The following is a 15166-nucleotide window of genomic DNA, read 5'->3' on the forward strand; positions in this document are numbered from 1 at the left end:
GAGATGGGCGGCAGCCCAGAGAGGGGTGAGGTTCCCGTTAATCGATCTTCTCATCCAGAAGGCCGCTGACGAAATCAAACAGGCCGGGGCAACGGTCGCGGCGCAGGCGTTCGGCCGTCACGATGGACGCGTTGAACCTTCATTGGGGCTACACACACGTTAGAATTTGAGGCATAATTGATCTATTAGAACCAAATCAATGTTCATGTCAGTTCGGTTTTTTATTCGTATTGAAAATCAATTTTTTGAGGATGAATAATTGTGACCCCGTCATATGGCAAGATTTTAAAAGACGTTCATTCATGGTTATCCACTCGGCTGGACTGCCTCGCGCTTCTGGCTTGGTTTGTAAGCGGAGTTTTCTCCCCATTCGTGGCAACACATGATGAAGGAACCCCAACTGCCTCATTTGACTGTGTAGAACGATGAAGCCAGACATCGCGAGGCAGCAAGGCAAAACAGTCCTCGTAACGGGCGCCTCCGGTGGAATTGGATATGCCGTATCCAACCGCTTTGTTGATGACGGAGCCAATCTCTTCATAACCGGAAAGACTAGCGTTGCACTGACAAAAGCAGCCAGCAGCTTGGGTATCTGCAGTGATCAATCCATTCAGGGCGATGTGGCGAATATACAAGATTGCGAACGGATCATTCGAACAGTCATCGCCAGAACTGGACGTCTCGATCTGCTGATTAATTCAGCGGGGGTGTGGACAGAAGGACCATCCGACGAGGCAAGCGAAGCGGATTGGGACCGCACAATCGATATTAATCTCAAAGGCACATTTTTCATGTGCCGGTATGCAATACCGCACCTTGAGAAGACATCTGGCAGCATAATCAATATCAGTTCTGATGCAGGCATCACGGGGAATAAGGAAGCGGCGATATATTCCGCGTCGAAGGGCGGGGTAAATTTACTGACAAAGTCGCTAGCACTTGAACTGGCTCCGCGAGGCATCCGCGTTAATGCAATTTGTCCGTGCGATGTGGCCACCCCTATGATCGAATATCAGGCAAATACATTCGGGAAAGGCGATCCAGAAGGCTATAAGCGCAAGTTATTATCGGCTTATCCGCAGAATGAGCATGCGCGATTTGCAGAACCTGAAGAGATTGCAGCGTTTGTCTATTTCATTGCATCAAGAGAGGCAGCACCAATTACTGGCGCGTGCCTACCCATAGATTTTGGACTGACAGCCGGTTCATAATGTGAACGCATGGCGGCTTGATCAGCGAATTCGTGCGCTCGTCAACGCGGTTTAGGTGTGGGTTAGGGGAAAACATTGGTAAATCTTGCATAACCACTGTGCGTGGTTATGCAGATATCAGATACCCTGCGCCGTTAATCGATCTTCTCATCCAGAAGGCCGCTGACGAAATCGAACAGGCCGGGGCAACGGTCGCGGCGCAGGCGTTCGGCCGTCACGATGGACTGGACCTCGTGATAGGCACGTTCCAGGTCCTTGTTGACGATGACGTAATCGTAGGAACGCCAGCGCTCGATCTCGTTGCGCGCATTGCGCAGGCGCATGTCGATGACTTCTTCGGTGTCTTCGGCGCGGCGGTGCAATCGCAGCTTCAGGTCGGCCATGGACGGCGGCAGGATGAAAATGCTGACGACATCGCCCTTCATCTTGTCCTGCAACTGCAGGGCGCCCTGCCAGTCGATGTCGAACAGCATGTCCTGCCCGTCGGCAAGAGCGTTTTCCGCCGCCTCACGCGGCGTGCCGTAGAAATTGCCATGCACTTCAGCCCATTCGATCAGTTCATCGCTGTCGCGCAGGCGTTCGAATTCGCGCACCGAAATGAAATGATAATGCACGCCGTCGATCTCGCTGGCGCGGCGCGGACGGGTGGTCACGCTGATCGACAGCGACAGCTCGAGCTTTTCCTTGTCGTTGAGCAGCAGACGGGCAATCGTCGACTTGCCGGCGCCTGATGGCGACGACAACACCAGCATGAGGCCGCGGCGCTTGATGCTGTTTGAGGCGTTGAGCATGTTTACTCCAGATTCTGTATTTGCTCGCGCAATTGATCCACAACCGCCTTGAGGTCAAGTCCAATCGACGTGATCGAGGCCGCATTGGCCTTGGAGCAGAGTGTATTGGCCTCGCGGTTAAATTCCTGTGTCAGAAAATCCAGCTTGCGCCCGACACCGTTGCCATCGCGCAGCAGCGTGCGCGCCGCCGCCACATGCATGTCCAGACGGTCCAGCTCTTCCTGGATATCGGCCTTGGTGGCGAGAAACGCCGCCTCCATGTGCAGGCGCGCCTCATCGAGTGCCGGAGAGGCATCGAGGAGCAGTGCAACCTGCGCCGCCAATCTCGACCGGACAGCGTCGAGCGTCCGGCTCGGATCGCGCCGCGCCTCCCCCGTCAGCCGTTCCACCGCATCGATCTGGGTGCTCAATATATCGCCGAGCGCCTTGCCCTCGCTCTCGCGGTTGCGGGCAAGCTGCACGAGCGTCTCGTCGAGGGCCGCAAGCACGGCCGCCTCGACCTCAGCCTGGTCTTCTTCCGTCAGTACGTCCTGGGGCGCCTGCAGAACGCCGCGCAGCGCCATCAGGCCTTCCGGGGTGGATTGGGCCAGACCGAAGTCCGCACGCAGCTGGGCGGCAATCCTCGCCAGTTCCTGCAGCAGCGGTTCATTGATGAGCGCCCTGGCATCGCCGGCGCTGCGGTCAACGCTCAGGGCGGCCTGGAAGTTGCCGCGCTTGAAATGCTGGCTGAACACGGCGCGCGCCTTCTGCTCCACGGCTTCGAAGCCCGCGGGCAGCCGGAACCGCACGTCCAGCCCCTTGCCGTTCACCGATTTGATTTCCCATGAAATCTGCGCCCCGGCGCTGTTCCGGAGGTGACGGGCAAAACCCGTCATGCTTTGCAATGACATTTTTCCCCCAAAGTCCAAAAGGACAAAGGCCTGATCGTCGCCAGGCCTTTCTATATTATTCCTCTGCCGGTGCGCTGTCGTCGGTTGCAGACGGCTTGGCATTCTTGTCGCCGGTTGCCGCTTTCGCGGCTTCATCAAGGCGATTTTTCTCGACCGTGCGCCAGCGCTTCACATTGTCGTTGTGGTCATCCAACGTTTCGGCAAACACATGCCCGCCTGACCCATCGGCCACGAAGTACAGATCCTTGGTCTGCGAAGGATGCGCGACAGCTTCCAGCGCATCGCGGCCCGGATTGGCAATCGGGCCAGGCGGCAGGCCATTGATCGTATAGGTGTTGTAGGGCGTCGGCTTCTCCAGATCCGATTTCAGGATCGGGCGGTCGGCCGGTTTGCCCTTGCCGCCGAACAGGCCATAGATGATCGTCGGATCGGACTGCAGGCGCATGCGCTTGTTCAGGCGGTTGATGAACACGGCGGCAACACGCGGGCGTTCATCCGCCTTGCCCGTCTCCTTCTCGACGATGGACGCCAGCGTGACGAATTCCTCGATGGTCTTGAGCGGAATGCTCTGGTCGCGGCGCGCCCAGATATCCTCGACCAGCTTCTTCTGGTCAGCCTGCATCTTCTTGAGGATTTCCTCGCGCGTCATGCCGCGCGAAAAGCGCTGCGTGTTGGCGAACAGCGTGCCTTCCGCCGGAGCGACGGCCGGCAATGCGCCCACCAGCACGTCATCCTCGCTGATACGCTGGAGAATCTGGTCAACGGTCAGGCCCTCGGGAACCGTCAGCGAATGCAGCACCGACTTGCCGCTGCGCAGCAGGTCCATGATCTCCCGCATCGAGGCATGCGCCTTGATTTCGTATTCACCGGCCTTCATGTCGCGCTGAAAGCCATAGGCCTGAACGCCATACTTGAACACGCGCCCATCGGTGATGATGCCGCGGCGCTCGAGCCCATCGGCGATCTCGACGATGCCGCTGCCGTTCTTGACGACATAATTGGCGGTCACTTCCGTCGGGCCGGGTTCGTTGAAGGCAACCTTGCCGAAATAGACCGCGGCAGCGGCGGCAATCACCAGAAGCACGACCAGCGACAGCATGAAATTGGCAAAGACGACGATCTGGCTGCGCGCACGGCGCGAACGGCGCCTTGGCGCGGGCGGCGGCGTGCCCGGTTCGGGGCGCAGAGCCTCGGAGGCCGACTGCGGAACAATCGGATTGCGCTCCGGCGCGCTGGCGGCGGCTGAACCGTTCGTCTCTTCAGACTGCTGATCTGAGCTCACACGGGCACCTCGAGCATGTTTTCCGGTTGGAACCGGTATTATTTTGATTGTGAATATGGCGAAAGCGCGAAAACGCTTCCGCCATTGCTTCAATCACTGTTGATAACGCCGCAAAACCAGCGAAGCGTTGGTGCCGCCAAAACCGAAGGAATTGGAAAGCGCCACATCGACGGTGCGATGCCGCGGCTTGTGCGGAACCAGATCGATCTTTGTCTCGACCGATGGCGTGTCCAGATTGAGCGTGGCCGGAGCGACATTGTCGCGAATGGCCAGCGCACAGAAGATGGCTTCGGTCGAACCGGCTGCACCGAGGAGATGGCCGATGGAGGACTTTGTCGACGACATCGACACCTTCGGCGCGGCATCGCCCAGAACGCGTTCAACCGCTGCCAGCTCAATCGTATCGGCCATCGTCGATGTGCCGTGCGAATTGATGTAGTCGACCTGATCCGGGGTAATGCCGGCGCGCTTGAGTGCCATTTCCATGGAACGCTGCGCACCCTCGCCGCTCTCGGACGGAGCGGTGATGTGATAGGCATCGCCGGACAGACCGTAGCCGATGACTTCGGCATAGATCTTCGCCCCGCGGGCCAGCGCATGTTCGAGCTCTTCCAGCACGACAACACCGGCGCCCTCGCCCATGACGAAACCGTCGCGGTCGGCATCATAGGGACGCGAGGCCGCTGTCGGATCGTCGTTGCGGGCAGTGGACAAGGCCTTGCAGGCGGCAAAGCCGGCCAGCGAGATGCGGCTGACGGGCGATTCCGTTCCGCCGGCCACCATCACATCCGCATCGCCGAAGGCGATCAGACGCGACGCGTCACCGATTGCATGCGCGCCGGTCGAGCAGGCGGTAACGACCGCATGATTGGGGCCGCGCAGCTTGTGCTTGATGGAAACCTGGCCGGAAGCGAGGTTGATCAGGCGGCCGGGAATGAAGAAGGGCGAAATGCGGCGCGGACCCTTGTCGCGCAACGTATAGCCGGCTTCAACGATGCCCTCGAGACCGCCGATACCCGAACCGATGAGAACGCCCGTGGCAATCTGGTCCTCGTCGCTTTCCGGCGCCCATTTGGCATCGGCAAGCGCCTGGTCAGCGGCAGCCATGGCATAGATGATGAAAGGATCAACCTTGCGCTGTTCCTTCGGTTCCATCCAATCGTCGGGATTGAATGTGCCGTCGGTTCCATCGCCGACCGGAATGCGGCAGGCAATCTTGCAAGGCAGATCTTCGACTTCGAACTCCGTCACCAGCCGGGCGCCACTCTTGCCAGCCAAAAGGCGGGACCAAGTCTGCTCGACACCGGATGCAAGAGGAGAAACCAGCCCAAGGCCGGTTATGACAACGCGCCTCATGGCCGATCCTTCAATGTCATATTCAGCATGATGTTTTCCGGCGGCCCTGCGCAGGTTCCGGCAGGGGCGCTGTGCCGCCTGTCAAAATCCCTGCGCTGCCGGGCCGAATGAAAATCAGGCTTGTGCTTTATCGATGAACTTGACGGCATCGCCGACTGTCAGAATGGTCTCGGCAGCATCATCGGGAATTTCAACGCCGAATTCTTCTTCGAAAGCCATCACGAGCTCGACAGTATCCAGGCTGTCTGCGCCCAGATCGTCGATGAAGCTCGCACCATCGGTGACTTTCTCGGCATCAACGCCCAGATGCTCAATCACGATTTTCTTGACGCGTTCTGCAGTATCACTCATGTGGAAACCTCAACCTGTTGTTTTTCTCCATGCCTTGGTTAGCGGCACGGATGACTCTAATCAAGCAATAAGATGGCAGGCCAGCCTTGTTTAACAGCTAAAACCCTCATCCCAGCCACTTCTTCCCTAAGGAATGGAAAAGGCATCAAATCGATTTGACACCCTGACTTGGTGCGCGACTTATCACGCTTTATTCACGGCCTCAATCGCATAAATGTGTTTGCGACGTAAACGCCCGGCGCAAAAGTGCAGCCGGGCGCGATGTTATATCGACAGGAGGGGGCAACCACCAGATCAGACCGGTGGCTTTAGCCGTTCAAAGCTCCAGTTTGATCTGGCGGGATGAAGCACCAACCAGAATTGTGGCGGGCGGCACCAGTTTCCACTTGGCATTGGCGACATCCCAGATGCTCTGCAGTTTCGGGGCGATCTTGACCGACACGGTTTTCTTCTCTCCGGGCTGCAGTTCGACTTTGTCCCAACCAACGAGCCGCTTGGGCGGTTCGCCTGAACTGGCGGGAAACTGAGCGTAGATTTGCGGGGTTTCCCTGCCAGCCAGAGTGCCGGTGTTTTCAAGCGTGAAAGTGGCCGTCTTGCTGCCATCGCCATCCGTGGTCACACGCAGATCCGAATAGTGGAACTCTGTGTAGGATAAACCGAAGCCGAACTCGAACAATGGCTCGACACCCTTTGAGTCATACCAGCGGTAGCCAACATTGAGGCGCTCCGCATAAACGGGATTTTTCTCCCATTCCTTGCCCGCCGTCGGCGTATCGGCGTCGGCTTTCGGAAAGGTAACCGGCAGTTTGCCCGATGGATTGACCTTGCCGAAGAGAACATTGGCAATGGCCGGACCGCCATTGTCACCGGGGTACCAGACCTCCAGCACGGCTGACACGTCGTTGATCCACGGCATCAGAATGGGATTGCCACTTTCAACGACGACGATCGTGTTCCTGTTGACGGCGGCGATGCGCCGGACCAGCTCATCCTGATTGCCCTGCTTTCCCTCCGCGGTGCGCGCGTTGTTCAAGCCAAGCGTACCGAGATCGGCCATCTCTCCAGCGGGTTGGGCGACAACGACAATTGCAACGTCGGCTTGCTGCGCCTGTTTCACCGCATCATCAATTTCCTGTTCCGTATAAGGCCGGAACGGTTCTGCCTCGTCACTGTTCCCGCCATATACGACCTCTGCGGAGGGTGCCGCATTCCGGATCGCTTCCAGCATGGGTACTTTGACCCGCTTCCATGGATTGGAGGTGAAACAGGGATTAAATTTTTGGGGAAAATCGATATTCCTGCACTTTCCGTCGTACAGAGGAAATGAACCGTAGGTTGTGTTGGTGACGCTGCCCGATCCGCTGCCGACCAGTATCGCCTTGTCGGCATGCGCCCCGGCCACTGCTATTTTCTTGAGCTTTGAAGCATCGAGCGGCAGCAGTTTGCGCGGGGTCTTCGCGTCCAGCGGGGCTTGCTGCGGCTGGTTTTTCAACAGGACGATGGATTGTTCCGCCGCCTTTTGCGCCATTGCTTCAGCCGCGGCAAAATTGATGTCCGGAACAAAACCCTCGGCTTGGTTGTTGGGCGGCGGATTGTCCATGACGCCAATGCTGATCATGGTTCGCAGCTTGCGGTGCACCATCTCGTTCAACCACTCGATCGTTATCTCCCCCGCCTCCAGGGCCGCTTTGACCTTGGCTGGCACAAAATATTCCGCCGCCCGGTAATGCTCGTCTTCATCCAGCCCGGCATTGATGGCTGCCGCCGTGGAGTGGGTGGCGCCCCAATCGGATTGCACCTGTCCCTTGAAACCCCACTCCCTCTTGAGAATATCAGTCAGAATATGCGGGTGTTCGCAGGCCCATATGCCCGGCGCATAGCCATCCAGCGACAGCTGATTGTAGCTGCACATGACATTGCCGGGCTGGCTCTCCTGAACCGCGATTTCAAAGGGCAGCATGTAGATCTGACGAAGGGTCCTTTCGTCGATCACACTGCTTCCCTCCGTGCGGTGGGCTTCCTGTTCATTGCCCACCATATGCTTGATGGTCGCAATAACATGCTGGCTTTGCGTTCCCTCCGTTCGGCTTGCGAGCATTTTACCCGCGAGCACAGGATCTTCTCCCAGATATTCGAACATGCGCCCTACACGCGGGTCCCGCACCAAATTGGCGCCGCCACCGAGTCCCATGCCATATCCCTGCGCACGGGCCTGTTTCGCCACTTCCGCCGCAAAGAGGTAGGCAAGATCACGGTCCCAGCTCGCCGCTATGGCGAGCGTGGCCGGGAATGTCGTGCTTTTGAAGATTTTGCTTCTTGAGCCCGCCGAGGAATCGATCATGAGCAGTTCAGGTATCTTCAACCGCGGCAGTCCGGGGATATGTCCCGCGGCGGAGCCAATCTCTGACATCTTGCGGTGATCGGTGTGGATGAACTGGATCTTTTCATCCAGGGACATCTGCGCCACCAGCGCCCATGCCCGCGCATCCGGGTCTTGCGGCAGCAGAACGTCGGCTTTCTTTGCCGGGTCAACGCTGCTTTCGGCGACTTCGGCGGGCGCGCTGGCCGAATAGGATCCCGTAGCGTCGGCTGCTGGTTTTTCGTCCTTGTTGCAGGCGGACGTGAAAATCGGAATGAGAGATAAAATAAGCGCGTTCCATATGGATTTTTTCAAAACAGTTTCCTCCTCGAAATATTCTTGGTTTAATTGTTTTGATGGTCGAAATAATTCAGGCAAAAATCAATTCTACAAAGGTCTAGAGTCGGGCCTATTCGTACCTTTAAAACAAAACCCCGGACGTTTCCGCCCGGGGTTTTCAAATACAGACAGGTCTGACCTGGCTCAGATCATCGCCATGCCGCCATTGACGTGGATCGTCTGGCCGGTGACATAGGACGCCTCATTGCTGGCGAGATAAACCACGGAGGATGCCACCTCTTCGCCCGTACCCATGCGGCGCATGGGAATGGCGGACATGATGCCTTCCTTCTGCTTGTCGTTCAGCTTGTCGGTCATCGCCGATTCGATGAAACCGGGCGCAACGCAATTCACCGTGACATTGCGGCTGGCAATCTCAGCCGCCAGCGCCTTGGAGAAGCCGATGAGCCCGGCCTTGGACGCGACATAATTGGTCTGGCCGGGATTGCCGGTCACGCCGACGACCGAGGTGATGTTGATGATGCGGCCATAGCGGCGGCGCATCATCGGATGGGTCAGTTCGCGGGTCAGGCGGAACACGGCGGTCAGGTTGACCTCCAGCACATTGTCCCAATCGGCATCGCTCATGCGCACGAACAGGCCGTCCTTGGTGATGCCGGCATTGTTGACGAGGATTTCGACGCCTTCGAGATCGGCTTCCGCCTTTTCGCCCAGCGCCTTCACTTCATCGCGGTTCGACAGGTTGGCCGGGAAAATCTTGACCCGGTCGCCCAGTTCGCTTGCCAGCGCTTCGAGTTTTTCCACACGCGTGCCGTGCAGGCCGACAATGGCGCCCTGCGCATGCAGCGCGCGGGCAATGGATTCGCCAATACCGCCGCTGGCGCCGGTTATGAGAGCCTTGCGGCCTGTCAGGTCAAACATTGCTCAATCCCTTCCGTTCAAACGTTCAGCGCGGCAACGGCCGCGTCAATATCATCCGGCGTGCCGACGGCGACACCGGATATGTCCTTGTTGATGCGGCGTGCCAGGCCGGTCAAAACCTTGCCCGCGCCAATCTCATACAGTGTCGTTACGCCATTGGCGCCGAACCATTCGACCGTTTCGCGCCAGCGGACCTGGCCCGTCACCTGCTCGACCAGCAAGGCGGCGATTTCATCGGCCGAGGTTACCGGCGCAGCGCGCACATTGGCGATCAGCGGCACCACCGGATCGTGCTTGGCGACGTTGGCCAGCGCCTCGCGCATGGCATCGGCGGCCGGCGCCATCAGCGCGGAATGGAAGGGGGCGGAAACCGGCAGCATGATGGCGCGCTTGGCGCCCCGTTCTGTCGCAAGGGCAGCGGCTGCCTCGACCGGCGCCTTCGAGCCCGAGATGACGATCTGGCCGCCGCCATTGTCATTGGCGATCTGCACCGGGCCTTCGAGCGCCGCATCGGCGCAGACAGCGGCGACAACCTCGTGCTCGAGCCCGATAATGGCGGCCATGGCGCCAGCCCCGGCGGGAACCGCCTGCTGCATGGCATTGCCGCGGATGCGCAGGAGACGCGCCGTATCGGCAAGCGAGAATGTTCCAGCAGCGCACAGCGCCGAATATTCGCCGAGCGAATGACCGGCGACATAGGCCACCTTGTCCCTGATCGACACGCCGCGCGCTTCCAGCACGCGGATGACGGCGATGGACACCGCCATCAGCGCCGGCTGCGCATTGGCGGTCAGCGTCAGGGTGTCTTCCGGGCCTTCCCAGATGATGGAGGACAGCTTCTCGCCGAGCGCATCGTCGACCTCGTCGAACACGGCCCTGGCTTCGGCAAAATTATCGGCCAATGCCTTGCCCATGCCGACGGCCTGACTGCCCTGACCGGGGAAAGTGAATGCTATGGACATGGGGCGTGCCTCCGGATTTCTCTTTATCGTCGTCAATCTGCCGCGCGATGTGCCTATCGGCAAGCCCGAAGTCAAGCTTTCATGCGCCGCGCTGGCCGCACATGCACATTATAATAGGCGGAATAACGGGTTTTCGGCGCCACGCCCGCAAATGCGTCTGGCCATTGAACGAGGAGAATGACGGGCGGTCCTTGGAACGCGGGTCTTGGGGTATGCTGTATGCGATGCTTGCGATCCAAGGACCACCCGCCCCGGCGTTTTCAGGTTTTTGCCGGTGTACCACCACCGGGCCAAACCTCCCCGGCCGCACGAGGTTTTCCTCCCTGCATGGCCGAAGCGCCGATCCTTTCCCGACTTTCGAAAGTTTCCGGAAGCATTCCCGCCGGAAAGGACAGGAATGAGAATAAGCGAGGATGGGAGAACGTGGATAAGTTGGCGTGATTTTTATTTGGGCTGGCAAAACTGTGGTGCGTTACAAATCCCCATAAACCGCCCGGCCTTTCGCGTTGCAATATAAAACGTCCATGGCGGGTTGCGTCTTTTGCCATTTGCCCGTATAAGCCGCCCGTTCATTGCTCGGCGTCAGCTGGGGGCTGAACGGAGGGCCGGATTTCGATCCGTGGAAGCGTAAAAGCTTCAGCCTCCCGTGTCTCCGCTCTCGATCGTCTCCATCAGCGTCCTTTCTTCGCCGGTCACCCGGCAGAGAGATTCGCAGAGGTTTACCGTTGATTCCGGGCAATATTAACGAAGAAAGGCAAAGACAATGGCTCTTTATGAACATGTGTTCCTTGCTCGACAGGACATTTCGCAGCAGCAGGTCGATGCGCTTGTAGAACAGTACAAGGGTATCATCGAGGCCAATGGCGGCAAAGTCGGGCGTATTGAAAGCTGGGGCCTGCGCGCCCTGACATACCGCATCAACAAGAACCGCAAGGCGTATTACTCGCTTCTCAACATCGATGCTCCGGCAGCCGCCGTTGCCGAAGTCGAGCGCCAGCAGCGCATCAATGAAGACGTTCTGCGCTTCATGACCATCCGCGTTGAAGAGCACGAAGAAGGCCAGTCGGCCATGCTTGCACGCCGTGACGATCGCCGCGAACGCGACGACAAGTTCGGTGGCCGTGATGACGATCGTCCGCGCCGTCCACGCCGCCCGCGTGACAACGAAGCCGGTGAAGGAGCAGAATAATGGTTGATATCAATCAGATCCCGACCCGCCGTCCGTTCCATCGCCGCCGCAAGACCTGCCCGTTCTCGGGTGCCAATGCGCCGAAGATCGACTACAAGGACATCAAGCTCCTGTCGCGCTACATTTCCGAGCGTGGCAAGATCGTTCCTTCCCGTATCACGGCTGTCAGCCAGAAGAAGCAGCGCGAACTCGCCCAGGCGATCAAGCGCGCCCGTTTCCTCGGCCTGCTGCCATACGTTGTGAAGTAAGACACTCGGAGGCGGCTGGATTTCGTCCCGCCGCCTTCAGCCCTCCGGGGCAATAAAGCCTTCCGCGATGGGCGCGGTCAGGCACACCAGAAAACCCAAGTTGAGGGATTGGTTGAAAAACCACCTCTAACTGCTTCAACAGGCAGGACAGCGAGCGATATGAAACTGACTGGAACAGATATCGGTATTGGCGTGCTGGCGGGCCTTGCGGCTGCGCTGCTGACGACCGGTGTCATCGTCAATTCCAGCCTTGCCATGATCTTGCTGCTGTTTTCGCCGCTGCCGATCTTTGTCGCGGCGCTGGGCTGGGGCACGGCCTGCGGCTTCATTGCCGCGCTCACCGTGGCGGTTGCCGTATCCGTCATCGCCGCCCCGACGGTCGCCGTCGTCGTCGTGCTCATCACCGCCCTGCCCGCCGCCGTCGGCGCCTATTTCACCGGCCTTGCCCGTCCCGCCGCCGAGATCGGCGGACCCAAGGACGTCTATGTCTGGTATCCCCTCGCCGATACGATGCTGCGGCTGGCGCTTGTTGTTGCCGCCGGCTTCATCGTCATCGGCGTCATGATCGGTTTCAGCGCGGATTTTGCCCGCCAGCTGGCGCAGTCGCTGACCCAGCAGCTGGCCGTGAGCAATCCGGAACTGGCGGCCAATGCCGAGCTGACGCAGAGCATGGCGCAGTTCGTCGTGCGTGTTCTGCCGGCCCTGCAGCCCGCCGCGTGGCTGAGCATCATCATTGCCAATCTCTATATCGCCCTGCGCCTGACGGCTGCTTCGGGCAAGCTGCGCCGCCCGCGGGATGACTGGCCGCGTGCCCTGCGCATGCCGCGCCCGGCGCTTGTCATCTTTGCCGTCGCCTGCGCGGCTGCGTTCCTGCCGGGCGGTCCCGGCTATGCGGCAACAGCGGTTGCCGGTGCCCTCGGCGCCGGGTTCATCCTGGCCGGCTTCGGCATGCTGCATGCCCGCACGCGCGGCGCCACCTGGCGGCCATTTGCGCTGTGGTTCGCCTATCTCGCCGTGTTTCTCTTTGTTTTTGCGCTTCTCGTCTTCCTTCTCGCCGGTCTGTTTGACACATCGCGCAACGCGCCGGTTTCGAAGGCTGTGAATACCGATACCCCACCCAATAACGACAATTGAATTGAACTTGAAAGGAAAACTCACATGGAAGTCATTCTTCTCGAACGCATCAGCCGCCTCGGCCAGATGGGTGAAACAGTCAAGGTAAAGGACGGCTTTGCCCGTAACTTCCTTCTGCCGCAGGGCAAGGCGCTTCGTGCCAACGAAGCCAACAAGAAGAAGTTCGAAGGCCAGCGCGCCCAGCTCGAAGCCCGCAACCTCGAGCGCAAGACCGAAGCCCAGGCAATCGCCGACAAGCTCGACGGCAAGACATTCGTCGCCGTTCGCTCCGCCGGTGAAACCGGTCAGCTCTACGGTTCGGTTTCGACCCGCGACATCGCCGACCTGATCACCGCCGAAGGTTTCTCGATCAACCGCAACCAGGTTGAACTGAACACGCCAATCAAGACGATCGGCCTGCACAAGATCGTTCTGGTTCTGCATCCGGAAGTTGAAGCAACGGTTACGATCAACATTGCCCGTACGGCCGATGAAGCCGAGCGCCAGGTCAAGGGTGAAGACCTCACCTCCGCCGAAGCGATCTATGGCATTGAAGAAGCACCGCTTTCCGACGAATTCTTCGACGAAGACGAAGAAGGCGAAGAAAACGCCTGATTTCAAAGCAAAAACCGCTCGCAGGAGTGGCGTTTGCTTTACCATAAAACACCCGGCAGAGATGCCGGGTGTTTTTTTGCTTTGCAGAATCAAAAAAAGAGGTAAATTTATTTAGGGTCCTGACCCTGTCCTACCCACGCCCGACCTTGGCTCGATCCCGAGCCTCATAATGGCCGAGCTCTATCGTCAATGATGGAGATTGTTCATGAATGCCATTCTTAGGGCTGCGCTTTCGCGGCTCATCCACACTGGTACACTTTCGATTACTGACTCATCCGGCCAGAAGCGCACCTTTGGTGACGGGACCGGAGAACCGATCCATTTCCGCATCAACACGGCCGCCGCCGAACGGCGGATTGCCTTCGACCCCTCCCTGCATTTCGCCGAAGCCTATATGAACGGCGAGCTCGATGTTCTCGACGGCGATATCTACGACGTTTTGAAGATCATCTTCGAAAACACCGGCGCCACCGCGGCGCGCGAGCCATGGATGCTGGCGCTGGAGGGCATTCGCCGTGCCACCCGCCGCCTGCACCAGATGAACAATCTTGCCCGTTCATCCAGCAATGTGCAGAGGCACTACGATCTGTCGGAAGAGCTGTACCGCCTGTTTCTCGACCCGGACATGCAGTATTCCTGCGCCTATTTCGAACATCCCGATGCGACGCTCGAAGAGGCGCAGCTGGCCAAGAAACGCCACATCGCGGCAAAGCTCCTGGTCGAAAAGGGCCACAAGACCCTCGATATCGGCTGCGGCTGGGGTGGCCTCGGGCTTTACCTCGCCCGGCATCTCGATGCCAATGTGCTGGGGGTCACCCTCTCGCACGAACAGCACGGCATTGCCAACAAGCGGGCCATCGACGAGGGCCTGTCGACACAGGCCCGCTTCGACCTGCGCGACTACCGGACCATCGAGGACAGTTTTGACCGGATTGTCTCCGTCGGCATGTTCGAGCATGTCGGCGTCGGGCATTTCGCCGAATATTTCCAGCACACGGCGCGGCTGTTGAAGAAGGACGGGGTTTTCGTCCTGCATTCGATCGGCCGGTCGGATGGGCCGTCCTATACCAACGCTTTCATCCAGAAATATATCTTTCCGGGCGGCTATATCCCCGCGCTCTCGGAAGTGCTTCCGCAGATTGAAAAGGCAGGCCTTGTCATCACCGACATCGAAATCCTGCGGTTGCACTATGCCGACACACTGCGCATCTGGCGCGAGCGGTTCATGGCGAACCGCGACAAGGCCAAGGCGATCTATGACGAGCGCTTCTGCCGCATGTGGGAATTCTATCTCGCCGCCTCGGAATCGGCCTTCCGCTGGCAGAACCTGATGGTGTTCCAGATCCAGCTGGCGCACCGGCAGGAATCGGTTCCGCTGACGCGCAACTACATCGAGAAGGAAGAAAAGCGCCTGAAACGGCTGGAAAGCGAGCGCAGCTGCGCCAATACCCAGGTCGACAACCGGGAATCGGCTGTCGGGCGCTGACGTCTGCTGAAACAAACCCGTTGGCCCGCCGCGATCATGATGATCGCGGCGGGCCAAAGCATGAATCGCGCCCGGTTTTCGCATCGTGGCGG

15 protein-coding genes and 1 pseudogene are annotated in these 15166 nt (G+C 59.0%); 7 read left to right on the forward strand and 9 right to left on the reverse strand.

Features of this window, described 5'->3' with window-relative positions:
* Positions 1 to 37 precede the first annotated feature (37 nt).
* Positions 38 to 127: pseudogene (locus C5750_RS19385) on the reverse strand (guanylate kinase); the annotation flags it as partial.
* Between the two features lie 298 nt (positions 128 to 425).
* Between C5750_RS19385 and C5750_RS19390 the strand changes: the two are divergent.
* Positions 426 to 1211: an SDR family NAD(P)-dependent oxidoreductase gene (locus tag C5750_RS19390; RefSeq protein WP_105735785.1), complete on the forward strand. Its 786-nt coding sequence runs from the start codon at positions 426 to 428 to the stop codon at positions 1209 to 1211.
* 134 nt (positions 1212 to 1345) lie between these two features.
* On the opposite strand, the gene gmk is transcribed toward C5750_RS19390, so the two are convergent.
* The 8 genes from gmk to fabD form a co-directional block, all read right to left on the reverse strand.
* Positions 1346 to 2002 carry a guanylate kinase gene (gene gmk, locus C5750_RS19395; protein ID WP_105735787.1) on the reverse strand — a complete coding sequence of 219 codons (657 nt, stop codon included), beginning with the start codon at positions 2000 to 2002 and terminating at the stop codon, positions 1346 to 1348.
* Between the two features lie 2 nt (positions 2003 to 2004).
* Positions 2005 to 2892 carry a YicC/YloC family endoribonuclease gene (locus C5750_RS19400; RefSeq protein WP_105735789.1) on the reverse strand — a complete coding sequence of 296 codons (888 nt, stop codon included), beginning with the start codon at positions 2890 to 2892 and terminating at the stop codon, positions 2005 to 2007.
* Between the two features lie 55 nt (positions 2893 to 2947).
* Positions 2948 to 4213: an endolytic transglycosylase MltG gene (mltG, locus tag C5750_RS19405; protein WP_425350499.1), complete on the reverse strand. Its 1266-nt coding sequence runs from the start codon at positions 4211 to 4213 to the stop codon at positions 2948 to 2950.
* Between the two features lie 54 nt (positions 4214 to 4267).
* Positions 4268 to 5530, reverse strand: coding sequence for a beta-ketoacyl-ACP synthase II (fabF, locus tag C5750_RS19410; RefSeq protein ID WP_105735793.1), 1263 nt, complete (start codon positions 5528 to 5530; stop codon positions 4268 to 4270).
* 114 nt (positions 5531 to 5644) lie between these two features.
* A complete protein-coding gene (locus C5750_RS19415; RefSeq protein ID WP_008128530.1) occupies positions 5645 to 5881 on the reverse strand; it encodes an acyl carrier protein in 237 nt (78 codons plus the stop codon).
* 316 nt (positions 5882 to 6197) lie between these two features.
* Positions 6198 to 8555: a glycoside hydrolase family 3 C-terminal domain-containing protein gene (locus C5750_RS19420; RefSeq protein WP_105735795.1), complete on the reverse strand. Its 2358-nt coding sequence runs from the start codon at positions 8553 to 8555 to the stop codon at positions 6198 to 6200.
* 168 nt (positions 8556 to 8723) lie between these two features.
* Positions 8724 to 9461 (reverse strand): 3-oxoacyl-[acyl-carrier-protein] reductase, encoded by a 738-nt coding sequence (gene fabG, locus C5750_RS19425; protein WP_105735797.1) that lies wholly within the window; start codon positions 9459 to 9461, stop codon positions 8724 to 8726.
* 17 nt (positions 9462 to 9478) lie between these two features.
* On the reverse strand, positions 9479 to 10423 hold the full coding sequence (gene fabD, locus C5750_RS19430; protein ID WP_105735799.1) for an ACP S-malonyltransferase: 945 nt from the start codon (positions 10421 to 10423) through the stop codon (positions 9479 to 9481).
* Between fabD and C5750_RS19435 the strand changes: the two genes are divergently transcribed.
* The 6 genes from C5750_RS19435 to C5750_RS19460 all read left to right on the forward strand — a co-directional run bounded on the left by C5750_RS19435 (position 10416) and on the right by C5750_RS19460 (position 15074).
* Positions 10416 to 10604 carry a hypothetical protein gene (locus tag C5750_RS19435; RefSeq protein WP_110003319.1) on the forward strand — a complete coding sequence of 63 codons (189 nt, stop codon included), beginning with the start codon at positions 10416 to 10418 and terminating at the stop codon, positions 10602 to 10604. The genes fabD and C5750_RS19435 overlap by 8 nt on opposite strands.
* A gap of 582 nt (positions 10605 to 11186) precedes the next feature.
* Entirely contained in the window at positions 11187 to 11612 is a 426-nt protein-coding gene (gene rpsF, locus C5750_RS19440) for a 30S ribosomal protein S6 (protein WP_105735802.1), read from the forward strand.
* The gene (gene rpsR, locus C5750_RS19445) at positions 11612 to 11860 is read left to right on the forward strand and encodes a 30S ribosomal protein S18 (protein ID WP_027229803.1); all 249 of its coding nucleotides are present in this window, start codon (positions 11612 to 11614) and stop codon (positions 11858 to 11860) included. Before rpsF ends, rpsR begins: the two co-directional genes overlap by 1 nt.
* A 159-nt stretch (positions 11861 to 12019) precedes the next feature.
* Positions 12020 to 12994, forward strand: a complete 975-nt coding sequence (locus C5750_RS19450) for a DUF2232 domain-containing protein (RefSeq protein ID WP_105735803.1) — start codon at positions 12020 to 12022, stop codon at positions 12992 to 12994.
* 24 nt (positions 12995 to 13018) lie between these two features.
* A complete protein-coding gene (rplI, locus tag C5750_RS19455; RefSeq protein ID WP_105735805.1) occupies positions 13019 to 13588 on the forward strand; it encodes a 50S ribosomal protein L9 in 570 nt (189 codons plus the stop codon).
* Positions 13589 to 13793: 205 nt separating this feature from the next.
* Complete coding sequence (locus C5750_RS19460; protein ID WP_105735807.1) at positions 13794 to 15074, forward strand: cyclopropane fatty acid synthase; 1281 nt, start codon at positions 13794 to 13796, stop codon at positions 15072 to 15074.
* Positions 15075 to 15166: the final 92 nt, after the last annotated feature.

The organism is Phyllobacterium myrsinacearum (assembly GCF_002980555.1).
GTDB classification, from domain to species: domain Bacteria; phylum Pseudomonadota; class Alphaproteobacteria; order Rhizobiales; family Rhizobiaceae; genus Phyllobacterium; species Phyllobacterium myrsinacearum.

What these genes read in the sequence shown, in the direction of transcription:
- fabD (WP_105735799.1), bottom strand. Translation starts at nt 10,423, where the DNA reads ATGTCCATAGCATTCACTTTCCCCGGTCAGGGCAGTCAGGCCGTCGGC.
- gmk (WP_105735787.1), bottom strand. Translation starts at nt 2,002, where the DNA reads ATGCTCAACGCCTCAAACAGCATCAAGCGCCGCGGCCTCATGCTGGTG.
- C5750_RS19450 (WP_105735803.1), top strand. Translation starts at nt 12,020, where the DNA reads ATGAAACTGACTGGAACAGATATCGGTATTGGCGTGCTGGCGGGCCTT.
- C5750_RS19435 (WP_110003319.1), top strand. Translation starts at nt 10,416, where the DNA reads ATGGACATGGGGCGTGCCTCCGGATTTCTCTTTATCGTCGTCAATCTG.
- C5750_RS19415 (WP_008128530.1), bottom strand. Translation starts at nt 5,881, where the DNA reads ATGAGTGATACTGCAGAACGCGTCAAGAAAATCGTGATTGAGCATCTG.
- C5750_RS19460 (WP_105735807.1), top strand. Translation starts at nt 13,794, where the DNA reads ATGAATGCCATTCTTAGGGCTGCGCTTTCGCGGCTCATCCACACTGGT.
- rplI (WP_105735805.1), top strand. Translation starts at nt 13,019, where the DNA reads ATGGAAGTCATTCTTCTCGAACGCATCAGCCGCCTCGGCCAGATGGGT.
- C5750_RS19390 (WP_105735785.1), top strand. Translation starts at nt 426, where the DNA reads ATGAAGCCAGACATCGCGAGGCAGCAAGGCAAAACAGTCCTCGTAACG.
- rpsR (WP_027229803.1), top strand. Translation starts at nt 11,612, where the DNA reads ATGGTTGATATCAATCAGATCCCGACCCGCCGTCCGTTCCATCGCCGC.
- rpsF (WP_105735802.1), top strand. Translation starts at nt 11,187, where the DNA reads ATGGCTCTTTATGAACATGTGTTCCTTGCTCGACAGGACATTTCGCAG.
- fabG (WP_105735797.1), bottom strand. Translation starts at nt 9,461, where the DNA reads ATGTTTGACCTGACAGGCCGCAAGGCTCTCATAACCGGCGCCAGCGGC.
- fabF (WP_105735793.1), bottom strand. Translation starts at nt 5,530, where the DNA reads ATGAGGCGCGTTGTCATAACCGGCCTTGGGCTGGTTTCTCCTCTTGCA.
- C5750_RS19400 (WP_105735789.1), bottom strand. Translation starts at nt 2,892, where the DNA reads ATGTCATTGCAAAGCATGACGGGTTTTGCCCGTCACCTCCGGAACAGC.